Origin of the sequence: uncultured Microbacterium sp., from assembly GCF_947488465.1 — a bacterium.
GTDB lineage: Bacteria > Actinomycetota > Actinomycetes > Actinomycetales > Microbacteriaceae > Microbacterium.
The window spans coordinates 973,261-990,344 of record NZ_CANKZA010000001.1; the positions used below are offsets into that span (position 1 = coordinate 973,261).

Annotated in this window: 13 protein-coding genes; 5 read left to right on the forward strand and 8 right to left on the reverse strand. The window is 65.6% G+C overall.

Annotated elements, in window-relative coordinates; translation table 11 throughout:
• Positions 1-297 precede the first annotated feature (297 nt).
• Positions 298-3,006, reverse strand: coding sequence for a bifunctional acetaldehyde-CoA/alcohol dehydrogenase (gene adhE / locus Q0653_RS04695; protein ID WP_298942960.1), 2,709 nt, complete (start codon positions 3,004-3,006; stop codon positions 298-300).
• Positions 3,007-3,476: 470 nt separating this feature from the next.
• On the opposite strand from adhE, the gene Q0653_RS04700 reads away from it, so the two are divergent.
• Together Q0653_RS04700 and Q0653_RS04705 are read left to right on the forward strand one after the other, a co-directional pair.
• Positions 3,477-3,908: a lipase family protein gene (locus tag Q0653_RS04700; protein ID WP_298942963.1), complete on the forward strand. Its 432-nt coding sequence runs from the start codon at positions 3,477-3,479 to the stop codon at positions 3,906-3,908.
• A gap of 27 nt (positions 3,909-3,935) precedes the next feature.
• Entirely contained in the window at positions 3,936-5,261 is a 1,326-nt protein-coding gene (locus Q0653_RS04705; RefSeq protein WP_298942965.1) for an NAD(P)/FAD-dependent oxidoreductase, read from the forward strand.
• A 24-nt stretch (positions 5,262-5,285) separates the two neighbouring features.
• On the opposite strand, the gene Q0653_RS04710 is transcribed toward Q0653_RS04705, so the two are convergent.
• The 4 genes from Q0653_RS04710 to Q0653_RS04725 form a co-directional block, all read right to left on the reverse strand.
• Complete coding sequence (locus Q0653_RS04710) at positions 5,286-6,482, reverse strand: MFS transporter (protein WP_298942966.1); 1,197 nt, start codon at positions 6,480-6,482, stop codon at positions 5,286-5,288.
• A 482-nt stretch (positions 6,483-6,964) separates the two neighbouring features.
• The gene (locus tag Q0653_RS04715) at positions 6,965-7,897 is read right to left on the reverse strand and encodes a DUF4231 domain-containing protein (RefSeq protein WP_146357627.1); all 933 of its coding nucleotides are present in this window, start codon (positions 7,895-7,897) and stop codon (positions 6,965-6,967) included.
• On the reverse strand, positions 7,885-8,346 hold the full coding sequence (locus Q0653_RS04720) for a TIR domain-containing protein (RefSeq protein ID WP_192575933.1): 462 nt from the start codon (positions 8,344-8,346) through the stop codon (positions 7,885-7,887). Before Q0653_RS04720 ends, Q0653_RS04715 begins: the two co-directional genes overlap by 13 nt.
• The gene (locus tag Q0653_RS04725; RefSeq protein WP_146357631.1) at positions 8,343-9,149 is read right to left on the reverse strand and encodes a rubredoxin-like domain-containing protein; all 807 of its coding nucleotides are present in this window, start codon (positions 9,147-9,149) and stop codon (positions 8,343-8,345) included. The genes Q0653_RS04720 and Q0653_RS04725 overlap by 4 nt, the downstream gene beginning before the upstream one ends.
• A gap of 68 nt (positions 9,150-9,217) precedes the next feature.
• On the opposite strand from Q0653_RS04725, the gene Q0653_RS04730 reads away from it, so the two are divergent.
• A complete protein-coding gene (locus tag Q0653_RS04730) occupies positions 9,218-9,841 on the forward strand; it encodes a hypothetical protein (protein WP_146357633.1) in 624 nt (207 codons plus the stop codon).
• 6 nt (positions 9,842-9,847) lie between these two features.
• Entirely contained in the window at positions 9,848-10,837 is a 990-nt protein-coding gene (locus tag Q0653_RS04735; RefSeq protein ID WP_146357635.1) for a thymidylate synthase, read from the forward strand.
• Positions 10,838-10,847: 10 nt separating this feature from the next.
• Here Q0653_RS04735 and Q0653_RS04740 read toward each other — a convergent pair whose 3' ends face one another.
• Together Q0653_RS04740 and Q0653_RS04745 are read right to left on the reverse strand one after the other, a co-directional pair.
• Complete coding sequence (locus tag Q0653_RS04740; RefSeq protein WP_225792833.1) at positions 10,848-11,852, reverse strand: nucleotide kinase domain-containing protein; 1,005 nt, start codon at positions 11,850-11,852, stop codon at positions 10,848-10,850.
• A 95-nt stretch (positions 11,853-11,947) separates the two neighbouring features.
• Positions 11,948-12,259: a sulfate permease gene (locus Q0653_RS04745; RefSeq protein ID WP_146357637.1), complete on the reverse strand. Its 312-nt coding sequence runs from the start codon at positions 12,257-12,259 to the stop codon at positions 11,948-11,950.
• Between the two features lie 212 nt (positions 12,260-12,471).
• Here Q0653_RS04745 and Q0653_RS04750 point away from each other — a divergent pair, with 212 nt between their 5' ends.
• Positions 12,472-13,470, forward strand: coding sequence for a DNA-processing protein DprA (locus Q0653_RS04750; RefSeq protein ID WP_146357639.1), 999 nt, complete (start codon positions 12,472-12,474; stop codon positions 13,468-13,470).
• Between the two features lie 42 nt (positions 13,471-13,512).
• Here the strand turns inward: Q0653_RS04750 and mobF are convergent, their stop codons facing one another.
• Positions 13,513-17,052, reverse strand: coding sequence for a MobF family relaxase (mobF, locus tag Q0653_RS04755; protein WP_146357747.1), 3,540 nt, complete (start codon positions 17,050-17,052; stop codon positions 13,513-13,515).
• Positions 17,053-17,084 lie beyond the last annotated feature (32 nt).

Here is a 17,084-nt window from a genome sequence, read left to right on the forward strand (position 1 = left end):
CGATATCGGGCTGGCCCGCTCCGGAAGGGCGCGAACTCCGGCGGGGCGTGTTGTGGTCTCGACATACCGCGCCTGCAGCACGCCACTCGACCACCGGAGTGAGCGCGCGGCGCTCGACCACCGGGCGGACGCATCCCGCCGCGCGCGCAGCCCCGGCATCCCGGGCAACATTCGTCGCCACACAGAGAGCAAGGTGACCGAAACGGCCCGCAACGCCAGCCCCAGCCGTGGCCCCACCGTCAGACGAAAGCGAGGGCCGGGGATGCTCCCCCGGCCCTCGCTGGTCCTATCCCTCGATCAGGCGCGAGCCTTCGCCCGGCCCTTGCCCTGCACCGTGATGGTGCCGGTGACGGCCGCACTCTCGACCTCCGCGCCGCGGCGGGCGGCGCGCACCTCGGCGAACGAGGTGCCGTAGTACGCGGCCTCCATGAGGGTCTTCATGTCGGCGATCATCGGCATGCGCGGGTTGGCGGGTGCGCATTGGTCGCCGTAGGCGGCCATCGCCAGGTCGTGCAGACCCGCGATGAACGCGGTCTCGTCGACACCCTGAGCCTGGAACGAGCGCTCGATTCCGACGCGGTCACGCAGCTCCTCCACGGCGCGGGCGTAGCTTTCGACGCCCTCCTCCGGCGTGGATGCCGGGAGCCCCAGGTGCTTCGCGATCTCCTGGAACCGCTCGGGCGCGATGTAGCGCTCGTACTTCGGCCAGCTCGTGAGCTTGGTCGGAACCGTACCGTTGTAGCGGATCACGTGCGGCAGGTAGACGGCGTTCGTGCGACCGTGGACCAGCTTGTAGGTGGCACCGGTGACGTGGGCCATCGCGTGCACGATCCCCAGGAACGCGTTGCCGAACGCCATGCCCGAGATGGATGCCGCATTGTGCATCTTCTCGCGAGCCTTGATGTCGGCGGCATCCGTCGATCCGGGAACAGCCTTGGCGCTGCGCTCGATGTTCTCGAAGATGAGCTTGATCGCGTGCAGGCACAGGCCATCGGTGTAGTCGTTCGCGTACACCGACACGAACGCCTCGGTCGCGTGAGTCAACGCGTCGAACCCTGCGTCAGCGACGAGGAAACCGGGCAGCACACGCGTGAGCTCGGGGTCGATGATCGCGACCGACGGGGTCAGCGCGTAATCGGCCAGCGGGTACTTCATGCCGGTCTCGTCGTCGGTGATCACCGCGAACGGGGTCATCTCCGAGCCGGTGCCCGACGTCGTCGGAATGCACACGAGCTTTGCGAGCTTCCCCATCTCGGGGAAGGTGAAGGCGCGCTTGCGCACGTCGAAGAACTTCTCGCGCATGTCGGAGAACTCGATCTCGGGGTTCTCGTACAGCAGCCACATGACCTTGGCGGCATCCATCGGCGAACCGCCACCGAGAGCGACGATCGTGTCGGGGTTGAACTGGCGCATCTGTTCGGCGCCGGCCTTGACCTCCGACACCTTCGGCTCGGGACGCACCTGGTTGATGAGCTGCACCTGCACGCGGTTCTCTCGACGGTTCAGCACATCCATGATCTTGTCGACGTAGCCGAGCTGGGTCATGGTCTGGTCGGTGACGATCGTCACTCGCTCGAGGCCGCGCATGTCAGCGAGGTATTTGATGGAGTTCGGCTCGAAGTAGGTCTTCGCCGGGATCTTGAACCACTGCAGGTTGTTATTGCGCCGTCCGACGCGCTTGACGTTCAAAAGGTTCACCGCCGAGACATTGTTGGAGACCGAGTTGTGCCCGTACGAGCCACACCCCAGGGTCAACGAGGGCATGAAGGCGTTGTAGATGTCACCGATGCCACCGAGCGCCGAGGGGCTGTTCTCGATGATGCGGACGGCCTTGACGACCGCGGCGAAATCGGCGATGACCTGCTGGTCGTTCGAGTGGATCGCACCCGAGTGCCCGAGGCCGTCGAAGTCGACCATCTGACGCGCGAGGTCGATGCCTTCAGCGGGCGTTGCCGCACGGAGAACGGCGAGCACCGGAGCGAGCTTCTCGCGCGTGAGCGGCTCGTGCGGGCCGACGCCGGAGACGTCCGCGAGGATGATCGAGGTGTCCTCGGGAACCGAGAATCCGGCGTGCTCGGCGATCCACTGCGGCGACTGGCCGACGACCGTCGGGTTGAGCTTAGCGCCGGCGCAGTTCTCACTGCCGGCGGCGATACCGAAGATGAACTCCTCCAGCATCCGCTTCTCGTCTGCCGTGGCACGGTAGGCGTGCAGGCGGTCGAACTCGGCGAGCGCTTCATCGGCGATCGGCGCGTCGAGGATGACGGCTTGCTCCGACGCACACACCATGCCCATGTCGAACGACTTCGACAGCACGATGTCGTTGACGGCGCGACCGACGTTGGCGGTCCGCTCGATGAAGGCGGGAACGTTGCCCGCACCGACGCCGAGCGCAGGCTTGCCACACGAGTAGGCCGCACGGACCATCGCGTTGCCGCCGGTGGCGAGGATGAGTGCGACACCGGGGTGGTTCATGAGCTCACCCGAGGCCTCCATGGAGGGCTCGGTGATCCACTGGATGCAGTTCTCCGGTGCGCCGGCAGCGACGGCCGCATCGCGGACGATCTTCGCCGCGGCGGCGGAACAGTTCTGTGCCGACGGGTGGAACCCGAAGACGATGGGATTGCGGGTCTTCAACGCGATGAGCGACTTGAAGATCGCGGTCGAGGTGGGGTTCGTGACAGGGGTGAGCGCGCAGATGACGCCCACCGGATCGGCGATCTCGGTGATGCCGGTGAGTGCGTCGTGCGAGATGACGCCGACCGTCTTCTGCTTGATGATCGAGTTCGTTACGTGCTCGCACGCGAACATGTTCTTGACGGCCTTGTCTTCGAACAGGCCGCGGCCGGTTTCCTCGACAGCCATGACGGCGAGGTCGCCGTGGTGATGGAGGGCGGCCACCGATGCTTTGCGCACGATGTGGTCGACCTGCTCCTGTGTGAAGGTTGCATACTCTGCGAGCGCGACCTGCGCGTTATCGACCAGAGCATCGATCGAGATGGACATGACGGGTTCTCCTCACCCGGTACGGATGGCAGCATCCGTACCCTTGCTGACCGGGTCGAGATCGTGTCTCTCGGCCTTCTTCTCCCAGTATGCACCTTGTGGTCTGACCACACAAGGTTTGGGCCGTGAATAATCCCCGACACCCCCGCGGCGACGCGCCCGCGTCGACGTGCGCCCTGATGTGACCATGACGAAGGGTGCCGGTTCCTCGCGCTGACGCTGGCGTTCGTGGCGTGCGTGGTTGCCGCGTTCGAGTTCCGACTCATCGGCGACGCAATCGAACGCACCACCCTCGCCGCGTTCTACGAACAGCCCGCCGGTGCAACCGACGGCGCCCCCGGCAGCATCATCCGCAGCGAAGAACTCATCGGCGTGCCCTTCGACGCCCGCGCCTGGCGCATCATGTACCGCACGACCGATGTCACCGGCGCGATCGTCGTGTCGACGTCGGGATCGAGGGTCTCCGGTTCATGCTCGATCGGGGATATGTCGTGGCCGCCACCGACTACGTCGGCATGGGCACCGATGGACCCAACTCCTACCTCGTCGGCGAGACCGCCGGCAACGCGATGTTGGATGCCGTCCGCGCCGCCGAAGCGCTGACGGAGACCGGCGCGAGTACCGATGTCGTGATGTGGGGACACTCGCAGGGCGGGCAGGCGGCCCTGTTCGCCGCGCAGCTCGCACCCACCTACGCACCCGAGCTGACGGTCAAGGCCGTCGCCACGGCGGCACCGGCAGCCGACCTCACCGCCCTCATGGGCGACCACCTCACGGATGTGTCCGGCGTGACGATCGGCTCGTACGCCTTCACTGCGTTCTCGGAGGTCTATGCCGACCGGGGTGCCACGCTCGTTTCGAGCCTCACGCTGAGGGTCGATTCCTCGCCCGCGGCCCGCTAGCGTCAGAACGGGTGGGAGGAGAACACCATGGCGGAGTTCGACACGATCATCATCGGCGCGGGGGTGTCGGGCGTCACGGCCGCGAAGCTGCTGCAGCGAGCGGGGCAGCGGGTCGTCGTGCTCGAAGCGCGTGACCGGATCGGCGGTCGCACGTGGACCGATCGGACGGACGGCGACCCCACCGATCGCGGGGCATCGTGGATCCACGGCATCGACGACAGTCCGGTGGCCGCGGCGGCGACCGCGTTCGGCATGCGGACGGTGGAGTTCACCGTCGGCGGCTATCAGCCCGACAGTCGGCCCATCGCGCACTACTCCCCCGACGGCATCCGGCTGACTGACGACGAGGCAGCGGCGTATGTCGCGGACATTCACGCGGTGAATGCTGAGCTCGTGGAGGTGATCGCGGCATCCGCCCCCGGAGATTCGTACCGCGACGTCACCGAGGTCGTCCTTGCCCACCAAGGCTGGAGCCCCGAGCGCACACAGCGGGTGCGCGAGTACGTCGAGCATCGCGCCGAAGAACAGTACGGCGTGTGGATCGAAGAGATGGGCGCGCACGGCCTCGACGACGACACCGTGAACGGCGACGAGGTCGTCTTCCCGGACGGCTACGACCAGCTCGCGACGCACATCGCCGAGGGACTCGACATCCGCCTGCACCACGTCGTCGACACCGTGTCTTGGTCTGCCGACGGCGTCACCGTCCGCACCGCCCACGGCGAAGAGTTTCGGGCGGCGAGCGCGATCGTCACCGTCCCGATCGGGGTGCTCACCTCCGGCGCGTTCACGATCGATCCCCCGCTCCCCGACAGCCACGCCGATCCGCTCAGCCGTCTGAAGATGAACGCGTTCGAGAAGATCTTCCTCACGTTCCGAGAGAAGTTCTGGGACGACGGCGTCTACGCGATCCGCCAGCAAGGCCCCGAGGGGCGCTGGTGGCACTCCTGGTACGACCTGTCGGCCCTCCACGGCACGCCCACTCTGCTCACGTTCGCCGCGGGCCCGGCCGCCGCGCAGACGCGGGCGTGGGATGCCGCAGACGTCGTCCAGGACGTCATGAGACAGCTCCGTCGTCTGTACGGTGCGGACACTCCCGAGCCGACGGGGGTGAAGATGACCGCGTGGCAGGATGACCCGTTCTCGCACGGGGCCTACGCGTACATGGCGATCGGCTCACTCCCCGAGGAACACGACCAGCTGGCCGTGCCGATCGGCGGCGTGCTGCACCTCGCTGGCGAGGCCACCTGGAGCGATGACCCCGCGACCGTCCCGGGCGCGATGCTCTCCGGCCACCGCGCCGCGCAGAACGTGCTGGGTCGGGACATTCCGATCGAAGACGTCTGGGCCTGACGGGAGTTGTGACCGCCGCTTTGCCTAGCGGATCGCGGCGCGGCGCCGCACTTGAGCGTTGAGGCGCTCGGACATGACGAGGCCGAGCGCGACGAGCACGGCGAGGAACAGCGGCAAGATCCACATGCCGGTCCACGCCGAGATCGCGCCGAACAGGGGCGGAGCGAACGTCGAGCCGGTGTACGCCGCGGCCATCTGGATGCCGATGATGGCCTGCGAGTTGCGACGCCCGAAGTTCACGGGAGTGGAGTGGATGATCGCGGGATAGATCGGCGCGCATCCGAGCCCGAGGATGACCAGTCCCGCGAGCGCGACCACGGTGGTCTCCAGCGGGAGGGCCAGCAACACGGCGCCGAGTCCGACTGTCACGAATCCGCCGCGGATGAGCTGCTGATCACCGACGCGGTCGGCGAAGAAGCCCGCGAGAAAGCGCCCCGCGGTGATGCCGAGGAGGAAAAGCGACGCGAACGCCGCCGCGGTGGCGGGCGCGACACCGCGATCGGTGACGAGATAGCTCGACGCCCAGAGGATCGCCGTGCTCTCCAGCGCGCAGTAGGCGAAGAACGCGGTGAGGATCAGGAGCACGCCCGGGATGCGGAGCGCCTGCGCCAGCGGGACGTGCGCGCGATCGGCGGGTTCGTCGCCGTCGTCGTGCGCGGGTAGGGCGACCGGATTGACTTTGCCCCACAGCGGGATGCTGATGAGCAACGCGAAGGTGAGTGCCGCTTGCAGGATGCCGACGATCAGGTAGGCGCTGGACCATCCCCAGCCGGAGGTGAGGGTGAAGCTCATGATGAACGGGCTGATCGACGCGCCGAGACCCCAGCATCCGTGCAACCAGTTCATGTGGCGGGCGGCATAGTGCACCGCGACGTAGTTGTTCAGGGCCGCGTCGACGGCACCCGCCCCGAGTCCGTACGGGATGGCCCAGAGGCACAGCATCCAGAACGAGCCGGAGGTCGAGAAGCCGACGAGGGCGGCCGCCGTCATCCCGACGCTGACGGCGGTCACGACGCCGACGCCGAACCGGCGCGTGACCCGCTCCGAGGCGAGGCTCGAGAAGATCGTGCCACCGGCGATGATCATCGTGATGATGCCGGCGAAAGCGATCGGAACGCCGAGATCCTGGTGCATCATCGGCCATCCGGCGCCGACGAGCGAATCGGGCAAACCGAGACTGATGAAGGCGATGTAGATGATCGCGAGGAGGAGGGAGTACACGGCGGTGTGGGCCTTTCACGGGCTGCAAGCAGGAACACGAAAGGCTCCTGCAATTCGCAAGAGCCCTTCGTGTTCTTTCGACCGTCGGGATGACAGGATTTGAACCTGCGACCCCTTGACCCCCAGGCGTCCAGACGGCGTCGTCGAGGCCGAAATCCGCGTGATTCCGGGCCTCAGGTCATGCAGCGCACGTCACGAGATGCATGGTTTGCATGATTCTGGTCCCCTTCTGGTCCCCCTCCGCCACCGCCTCCCGCGTCTCCCAATGAGCGGTGCTTCAAGTGCCCGAGCACCCAGATTGATCCGCGCACGAGATTCCGAGGCGGGCCGAGGTTGACCGGGTCGAGGGCGCTCAGCAGCACCTCCGAACCCACTTGCGGCGTGCTGTGACCCGAATCCAACCGCCGCAGATGTCTGGGCGCTCTTGCGATTCCTCGATAGCACCACAATGCCCGGACCTCACGTTGCGATCGAAGTCTCGATCAAGCCCTGCCTATGTGGGGAGGCGGCAACGGCTCCTCGCCGCGGGTAGCCAGCCACATTGTGTGCTCCCGACTGATTGCTTCCTCAGCATCCGCCACCGCCTGCGGCCAGTCCTTAGCGCTCACGCCGCGGAGAACATCTGCTTGAACGGCCAGTTCACCTGCCGCCACCCTGTACGCGGAGGTCAGTTGGGAGTGTTGCTTGATCGCCAGCCAGGCGGCTCCTCCTGCAACGAACGCAGCGACGATGCCGGCGAAGTCGAACGGCTCGTCGCGACCTAGGGAAAGAGCGGCAGCTACGATTGCCAGCAACTCACCAAGAAGAAGCGCATAGCGCCACGCCGTAGCACGGACCTCGTTCTTCCGGGCGTTAGACGAGTACCAGGCGCGCTGTTCTTCTGTCCTTTGTTCGAGATAAGCGTCTCTGCGTTCGGAGAATGAAGATCGACGGAGATCGAGCATGCTCTCTGTGAGCACCGCATCGCCAGGACCAACGTTGATTCGGTCCTTGCCACGTTGCAAGACTTCGCTGACTCGGGTTCGAAGCAGTGCCTCAGCTTCTTGTTCAGTGAGAGTCGGACCGAAAGGCTCTCCCTGGACGGCGAAACGCCATGCGAGTGTCTTGGTTGACTCGGCGACCGCGCGTCCGGCGTACCAGTCGCGTTCGGGCTGAAATCGGATCAAAGCTAACTCGGCTAGTGCGGCTACTACGAACGCGAGAAGCACTACAAGGCCAGAGATGTCGAAACTTCCGATGGCGATGCCCAGCGCCGCGGCGAGCGTTGCGATTAGAAGCGCAACTAGTCGGGAGGCGCTTAGCCGGACGTACGCTGTTTGTCCGCGCCCTGACGCTTCGCTTGCCGCATCGTGGATAACGGGCAACGTGATGCTCCCTGGCCCGCGGGAGTTGTTGTGACTGCTCATCGCGTGCATGTACTCATCGTGTTGGTGGGCATCGACCTACCGCGGCTCGTCGCTGCGATTGCTCGCTCGATGGCATCGTCAAACTGATTGACATCTGCTGGAGTGTTCCAGTCGAGAATTTCAGCGCCGTACTCTGTCAACCCTTCGGGGACTGGGGCGTCGGGATCGATACGAATGCCAATGATGCCCTTTCCCTGTTCCTTACTCCACTGGATCTCTTTCTCGACCCACTCACTTTGGGAGGTCTCCTTCCCGATGAGAACGATTGTGGCCGATGACCCTTTGATCCGCTCCTTGATCTTTCGGCTGATGTAATCCGCGTCCTGGCTCTTCACGGGGTCGAGCAGGTGCCGTCCCGTGAAGTCAACGTTGACGTGCTTGTTGTACGTCATCAGGTTCAAGCCACGGGCTTTCATCTGATCGGCATGCTGGTAACTGATAAAGACTCGACGGGTCATGCGCCCTCCTCGGCGGGAGCGAGCGTTGCCATCTGCTTGCACAACGGACACTTCTTCAGCAGTGCGCCGCTCTTGATGACATATCCGCACTCTCGGCATCGCCACTTGCGGTTCCTGGAACTGTTGGGCACCTTCGAGAGCTCAGCGTCTGTCTGGTAGTACTCGGGGGCGTCTGCCCAGCTAAATCCGGCCTCTCGCCCCCACGACGGATACGCGTAGCCTGATCGAGCACGCGCGAACGCTTCGATTCGCTCGACTTCCCCCAAGTATTCGGCTGTGCGGTCAGGGCGCTCGTCGCATATCCGGCGAAGAGTCGCCACAGTCTCAACATCGATCGGTTTCATCGTGCGGAACTGCGTAGAACAGATCGCTGCTAACGGCTCTGCCAGATCGCTCGCGAGGATGGGGTCTATGAAGTGCATCTTGTCGGCAGCGAGGGCGTAGTCGCGGTTGACCGCACCCTGGGTGCCTTCCGTGTACCAGCCAACGTGGTAATACCCGGAGATCACTCTCCCCTGGTGCGGCTTGCGTGTCGTGAGGAAGAAGATGGTGGCCGCGCCATCGAGAACGATCCGATTTCGCATGGACGGCTCACAGGTGGAGAACAGGCCGTATGTTCCGGTCTCGATGTTTGGGTCGCTCTTGTTATCCGCACGTCGGGTGATCTCGCGAACTGGCCATCGGGCGAGGGGCTCAGAGAAGTAGACAGACAGGTAGCCGCGGCCAGCATCGGGGAGCTCGCGCCACGGGTCGCCAAGGCGACGCGCCGCTGCGCCTCCCTCGTGATCCCGGTTCTGTCGCATAGCTTGATGCTAGGGGTGACCTCTGACACATCCCGGGAGCCACGCTGGGCTGAGCGAAGGAGCTGGTGATGGCCAAGACTGATCTCACCATCCGTCGCGGTGCGGTCATCGTGTTCGAGGGCCTCGATCAGACTGGTAAGTCGACTCAGTTGAACCGCCTCCGTGGCTCGCTCGACGCGGAGTCCACGGTGTTCGCTCACATGCCAAGCGGCTTCACTACGTTCACCGAGCGTGTGTACAGAGCGCTGGAGGGCGAGACCGCTGACGAGAAGCCCAGGTCAGGCCTCGCCCAGCAGCTAGCGCATCTCGCGTGCCATGCGGAGTCGGTGCCTGATCTCAAGCGAGCTGCGGAGACGCGATCTTTGATTCTGGATCGTTGGTGGTGGTCCACCCTCGCTTACGGCTGGTACGGCGGATCAGTGAAGCAGTCAGGACTCCCTGAGTCGAGCTTCAAGGAACTCATCGACACGATCTGGTCGCCAATCATGCCGTCTATTGTGTTCGTTTTCCTCGAACCCCACCACCTCGACCCGAACAACGCTCCGGGCGTACAGGATGGCTATCGAGCACTCTTGGACGAGTATGCCGAGTCCGCGGTTGTCGTCCCGGTAGCGAGCGAAGAAGAGACACACTCGTTTGTGACTGAGACGCTTCTGAATCGCGGACTTGCTGCCCGAGTTGAGAATCGATGAGGCGCGGTGGCCGTCTATCGAGATGTGGAGCAGGCGTTCTTAGCCGAGTTGCATGCCGTTGCTGACTCTGGAGAACTTGTTGAGGTCCGCGGAGAGCGGACCCGCGAGCTGCGGGCGCGACTCATCGAGGTGTCTGACATTCGGTCTCGCCACGTTGTGCTCCCCCACCGAAACAACAACGTTTTTGCCTCGATAGCGGAGAGCATGTGGGTGTTGGCGGGCCGAAACGACTTGAGCTTTCTCAGCGCCTATTTAGAGCGCGCGGTCGACTTCTCGGATGATGGCCTGACATGGCGTGCTGGGTACGGCCTCCGGCTCCGAAGCTGGAACGGCGTGGATCAACTCGCGGAGATTGTGAAGATTCTCCGGAGAGACCCGCTCTCGCGGCGTGCCGTCGCGAGCATCTACGATCCCGATCGCGACTTCGTGGAGAGTCGAGATATCCCATGCAACAACTGGCTTCACTTCCTCATGAGGGATGGGCATCTCGACCTCCACGTGGCTGCCCGCAGCACTGACATATGGTGGGGATTTTCAGGCATCAACGCTTTCGAGTGGACACTACTGCTTGAAGTGATGTCGCGGTGGCTCCGATGTATGCCTGGGCGACTGGTCTTCTTTAGCTCTTCCCTGCATCTCTACGAGCGCCACTTCGACCGGGCTTCACGACTTCTAGCCAGTCAGCCGAGCCCGGCGGCGTCCGACGCGACAGGGCAGCCGCAATTCGACACAGATTGGGAGGACGCCCCCGCGGCGTGGGCCGAGTGGATGCGTCTGGAGGCCGGCATCCGCTCTGGCCAAGACCTCGCGGCGCTCGACTGCAACCTCACCGACCCGCTCCTGCTCGCATACATTCGAATGATCGATCTATATTGGTCCGCGCAAAGTGGAGCCGAACCCAGCGTCCTAGACGACAAGCTAGTTGAACTTGGAGACAGCCGGCTTGCCGCCGCCGCGCGCGAGTATCTCGAACGAACTCAACGGTTGCAGCATTGAGCCCGACGCGCTAGGTAGCTGATGCGAGCGCGTTCGAACGGCCGGCGACCCGCTGGTTGATGCCCCACTTTGGGGGGAAAAACGGCCTTACTGGCGGGCCTTGCGGTGCGAACTGCTGTTTGATCCTGTTGCGACTGCCGACTCCACGCACATTGGGGTGCATTACTCGCGCGTACTTGTCGGTTTCGCAAAACAGGTTCTGGCAGTCAATGAGCGTCAAAGCTCTACCGAATAGATCGTCAAAAACGATGCCTTGATCTTCGAACTGCGCCTGTTGCGTGTCGACCATCCATCGGATGATGTCTTCGGGAGGTACACCATTGAGCTGCGGGAAGCACTTCGCGATACCACTGCGCGCGCCCGGTCCAGGCACGACAAAGTCGTTCTCATCGAAGTCGATCACCGAGGTGTAGTTGAGGTCGATCGCCAGTTGATAAGAGAGGAAAGGACCGAGTGAAGGAAACGTCGAAATCGTCTCAAAGACCTGGCTAAGGGACCTAGCGTGCTCGATCTGCGTGGCAACCCCGGAACGGATCATGTGCTCGGTCAGCAGCAGATGGTTGCGATGCTTCCGAACCGCGCCGAACGGCGGGGGCGGAACGATATACGCCGCAGAGTAAACTCTCTCGCCGGTAGCAATTCTTGCGTCGAGAACCTTGCTGTAGGCATCGACATCGAATGTGGATGTTGTGATCTGACCGAATCTTGATTCCAACGCTTCCCATGTCGATGGCTTGTTGAAGAACCGAAACAGTAGAACGCGTAAGACGAGGTTTTCGGGGTCCTGGGGTCCCTCGTAGGCGATACGTATTAGATCTTGTGATACGCGGTCGGCGGCGCGGTAGGCGTTAGTGAAGCGATACTTGGACAGGACTACGTCATCGGTCCATGGGCCAGGTTCGCCGCGTAGCCTCGCGTGATACACGTGCTGCCGTTCGGCCGCGAAGTGCCAGTAGGACGAAAGCACCTCTGAAACGCCGACGTTGTGCCGACCAACTCTCACGCGCCGCATCATGCCTCCTGTCGGTGCTTACCTCCGGCTCCCACGTGTGTCTAGGTTGTCACGAGGGGGCCGGCAATGGCCGGAGACGCGCCACCGTCGCTTGTGGTTCAGGCGTGCGTTCTCCGCGCGCGAGCGGTTCGACCGGCCATGAGTAGAAGGCTGACTGGTCCGATCCAGAGGAACTTGAAGGCGTTCCAGACGAACAGCAGGACTAGCAGGTAGAGCCACCCGGCGCCGCCGTCGTTGATGATCGTGGTGCAGATCGCGGCGGCGTAGAGGTAGGGCACGGCGAGGAGCATCGCGGGGATGCCCCATTTGAGGCCGCGTCTGGTGCGGATGGCGTTGATGAGCAGGTTGGTGGGTGCGTAGCGGAGTACGCCGTAGCCTCGTGCGCTGAGCGCAACGGATGTGCGGAGCATCGCGGGTCTCTCTTCCTCGTCATAGCGCGACGGTGTTCCGTCGTGGAGGCGGCTATGAACCGAGTGCCCTCAGAGGGGCTGTCCCGAAGGACCCGCGTAGTTGGCGAACCTGCCTCGTCATCCAGCGTACGACGGGCGTGCGACAGAGGGAACCCTGTCGGTGGGCGGGCGTGTACCTCGTCGGTGACCTTCGGAGTGAGAGGACACCGATCATGGCGGCGCTGGCGGAGCAGGTACAGGGTGAGCGGATAGCGCGGGTCGCGCTGTCGATGATCGCCGAACCCAACGACCCGACCACCGGCCGGGTTCTCGCCCATCACAACGGGATCGAGACGCTACGGCTGATCGACTCCGACGACGTGCCCGGCCTGCCGCGCGCCGACGTGCTGATGTGGCGCGCGCGGCTGGCGGCGCGGATCACGCCCGACCTGCCCGATCAGATCGCTCAGGCCGAACGGCTCGGGTTCGGCACACTCATCCCGGCCGACAAGGACTGGCCCGCCGGATTGAACGACCTGGGTGAGCGTGCCCCCTATCTGCTGTGGACGCGTGGGGCGGCTTCGTTCCTGACGACGGCGCTGAGCGATCGCGTCACAATCACCGGCTCCCGAGCCGCCACCTCCTACGGCGAGCACATCACCGGCGAGCTGGCGACAGGTATGGCTGATGAGGAACGCATCGTTGTCGCCGGAGGCGCGTACGGGATCGAAGGAGCCGCACACCGCGCTGTCCTCGCGGCCGGCGGGCAGACGATCGCGGTTCTGGCCGGCGGTGTCGACCGGCCCTACCCTGCCGGACACGGCGACCTACTACGCCGAGTTGGTGAGGTCGGCTTGCTGGTGAGCGAGGTGCCGCCAGGGGCCGCGCCGACCCGGCACAGGTTCATCGCCCGGAACCGGCTGATGGCGGCGCTGTCGGGCGCCACCGTGATTCCCGAGGCCAGTGCCCGGTCAGCGGCGATGACCACCGTCCTCGCGGCACGAGACCTCGACCGAGGTGTTGGGGCTGTGCCCGGTCCGGTGACGAGCGCCGCCAGTAGCGGGACGAACGAGCTGATCCGACAGGGCCAGGCGACGCTCGTCACTCAGTCCAGCGACGTGATCGCGTTGCTTGACGCCGATGCTCCCGGACACCCAGTCTCGCGCTCGGAGGTCGGACGGGATTTCGGTCAGCGGCGGCCGTCACCGGGAACGCCGGGACGCTCGATCTGACCGCCTGGTCCTCAGCCTCACCGCACCAGCCTTGGGCAGCGCTCACAGGCGCGGTGCGGGCCGAGTCACGGCGCTCGGTCGCACTTGTTCCCTCGTCGCGTCATCGCCGGAAAGGGATAGCGCGCGGTTGAGGGCGGCGCGGGTTCGTGCGGCGTCGATCTTCTGGCTGGTGCTTTCCGGCGCCGGCCCGAACGGGCTGCGATTGTCGATGATCTGGTAGCGGTCGCGGTAGGCAGCGACGGTACGCGCGGCGCGTCTCCACGCGTCGCGCTGCTTCTTGACGGTTGGCTCGGTGCCGAGCTTCGTGGCCCAGGGCTCTTTGTCGGTGAGGGCGCTGTGGAGCACGGCGTCGGCGCGCTGTTCGATGAGGTCGCGGCGCTCGTCCAGGGCTCGGCGCATCTCGTCGGCCATCGGCCCGCCAGCGTCAGGGATCAGGCCGGCGATCAGTCGAGGTGGTTTGCGGGTGCGGCCAGACCCGGCCGGTCTGGCCGTAGCGCGTGCGAGTCGGGCGTGGATCACGGAGGCGATGTCGTCGGCATCATCCACGTTGCGGGCGGCGATCAGTCGCGGGAGCAGGGTGTCGAGGTCGTGGTGGTTGGCTTCGGCGTGCCGCAGCTCGGCCGACAGCGCGCCGTAGGCGTCGGAGTCGAGCACGTAGCCGACTTGCTCGGGCGTGAGCCCGGCAGCGGCGAGCAGTGTCGACCAGCGGTCGTGCTGTGCGGCTTGCGCGATCGTGTCGAACTCGGCCGCGAGCTGGGTGATCGATCCCCAGTGTTCGTGCTCGGCGGTGATCGTCTCGTGCGCCGACAACTCCGCGCCGACGTGCTGGAGCACGCCGTACAGGACGCTGCGGGCGGTGGTGTTGGGGTTGTCGCCGGGATGCGGCTCGGTGTGTTCGTGATCGTCGCGGTCGACGGCGACGTAGGCGTGGTTTCGCTCGGCGCCGCGGGTCATCGAGACGTAGAAGTTCTCCCGCGTGGTCGTCGGGGTGACCACGACGTGAGAGGTCTGGGTGGTCACGCCCTGCGCCCGGTGCGCGGTGATCGCGTAGCCCAGGTCCAGATGCTCGGCCACATAGTCGGCAGGTAGGACGATCCCGCCGCCGAACCGGCGCCCGGTTGGGCGGATGCTGACCGATCCGTCCTCGCGGACCTGGGTGATCGTCCAGCGGTCGCCGTTGCGGACCCACCGGAGGCCGTTGCGCAGCCGGCGATCGTTGCGGCGGGTGATGACCAGATCGCCTTCCGACGCGGCAGTTCCATCGTGCAGGCCGACCTCGCGGGTCGGGTTCACTTGGCCGTCGATGATCCGATCCGCCCGCGCCCTGTCATTCAGCGTGATGACTGTCTCGTGGGTCTCGGCGACGAGGATCGACGCGAGGCCGGAGGAAAGATCGCGTCGCCAGGCGCTGTAGGCGGCGTCGATCATCGTCTCGGCGTCGCCGCCGGTAATCCGGCCGTGGTCGATGAGCGTGTCGATCGCTTCGGTGTGGCCGTGGCGGAGCTGTAGCGAGGTGGTCTTCTCCCAGGCGTGGGTGAAGCGGTGCAGGTCGTGAAGCTCAGGTGTGTCGTCGCGGGAGTGGACCAGCAGGCCGAACGCGCCGCCGGCGTCGACCGATTGGAGCTGGCCCCAGTCTCCGACCAGCAGGGCCTTCGCTCCGGCCCTCTCGACCTCGCGGGTGATCCGGTCCAGTGAGGCGCTGCCGGCGAGGGAGGCTTCATCGATGATGACGAGCTGACCCGCCTCGAACGTGGTGCCGTGCATGAGGTGGTTCTGCCACCACTTCGCCGTGTTCTCCGTTGCGATCCCCAGATCGTCAGCGAGGACCTGAGCGGCGACCGCCGAAGGCGCCAGCCCGACCACGGACCCGGCGCCGTGCTCCTTCTCCCACGCTCGGCGCAGCGCGTTCATGGCGGTGGTCTTCCCAGCGCCGGCCGGGCCGACCAGCACATCCACGACCCGACCGGACACGGCGATCGCGGCCAACGCCGCGGCCTGGTCCTCGCCAAGCACCCGGCCGCGCGCGTCGGGCGTGCGGGCGATCCGCTCCACCGTCTCCAACGCCACCGCGGGGCCGGCCGTCGCGTCGGCGCGGGCCAGGAGGCGGTCTTCTGCGGCCAGCAGAGCCTCGGATGAGAACAGCGTCGAGTGCCGGGGACGGAACCGCGTCGTGCCGTCCGGACGGCGGAACTCGAGCGGGCTGGTCGCCTGCTCCGGCGGAGTGAGCCGCAGCGAGGCACGCTCGGCAGCGTCCACGACCAGACCGGTGATCGCTTCGCGGTCTTCGACGCTGGCGAACCGCCAGCCCATCAACTGACGGGACGCTTCAGCGTGCAGGTTCCACCGTGTCCAGGTCGAACGCTTCTCACCAAGCGTCTCCATCACCGCCTGCCCGACCTCGCCCACCACGTCCAGCGGCACGTCGTCGGCGCGGAGCACCCGGCGCGCCTCGGCGCCGCTGGTGAGGGCGCGTGCCCATCCGGTCGCGTCCTGGTCTAGCACACGGCCGGCGCGTTGCCGCCACTCCGCGGTGAGGTCGGCCAGCGATCTGATCTGCTTCTCCGGCCGGGTGGCGAGCGTCGCTTGCGCCCGCAGTTTCAGCACCGTCCGGGCTGAGGGCTGTCGGCCGTGCGTGGCGACGTACTCCGCGATGAGCCGATCCTTCTCGGCCTCGATGTGCCGGGTGCGGGTGGAGAACTCGGCCACCAGCTCGTCGGGCACGCCCTCGATCTCCCACGCCGGGTTCCGGTCCCGCCCCCGTTCCCGCGCCTCCCAGTCCAATCCGAGTGTGCGGGTCATCCGGTCGGCTAGGGCAGCGTTATACAGCTCGGAGACAGCGACGACCGCCGAGTGCATCGGCCGCCCGGCGAGGGTCCGCCAGCGGCCGTCTTGGACGGTCAGCACCTTGTTGCTGATGACGACATGGGTGTGCAGCTGGGGGTCACCGGCCCGGCTGTCGTAGTGATCGAACGCCGCCGCGACGACCCCGGCGACGTCGACGTGCGCAACCGCGCCGTCCGGGCCGGTTGCACCGACACGGGTTGCTGCAACCTCGCGCTCGAGGAACGCAACCAGCTCTGCAACCGCCGCATGATGGGCGTCAGCAATCAGCGACTGCGTGCCCGCGTCCGCGACCGCCCAGATCGCAGAGACCGACTTCGGGACGCTGAACGTGAAGTCGAACCCCGCCACCGCGCGACGGGTGCCGCGCTCTGCCTCCTCTGCCTCGATCGCGGCGACCTCCTGGGCACGAGCGGCTGGCCCGAGTACGGGATCGAGTGCGTTGACGCGCTGCGTGATCCGTTCGGTGATCGACGCGAACTGTTGGTAGGCGCGTCCCAGCGGTTCGCCGGTGATCGGGTCATGGCCCATCCCGATCAAGAGCTGTAACTGGGCCTCCGACACCTGAGCACCCTCGACCAGCTCGCCGCGACCCAGTCGGCCAAGGCCCGAGCCCATCCAGAAGCCCGGTGGCGCACCCGCCTCGGCGTAGTAGCGAGTCAGCGGCGTGCTCAGGCGTCGGTCGCCGTCGCCTGCGGCGACCGACTTCAACAGGTACTTGTACCCATCACCGGCCGACATCACCCGCATCGAAACCGTCACGACATTGAGGT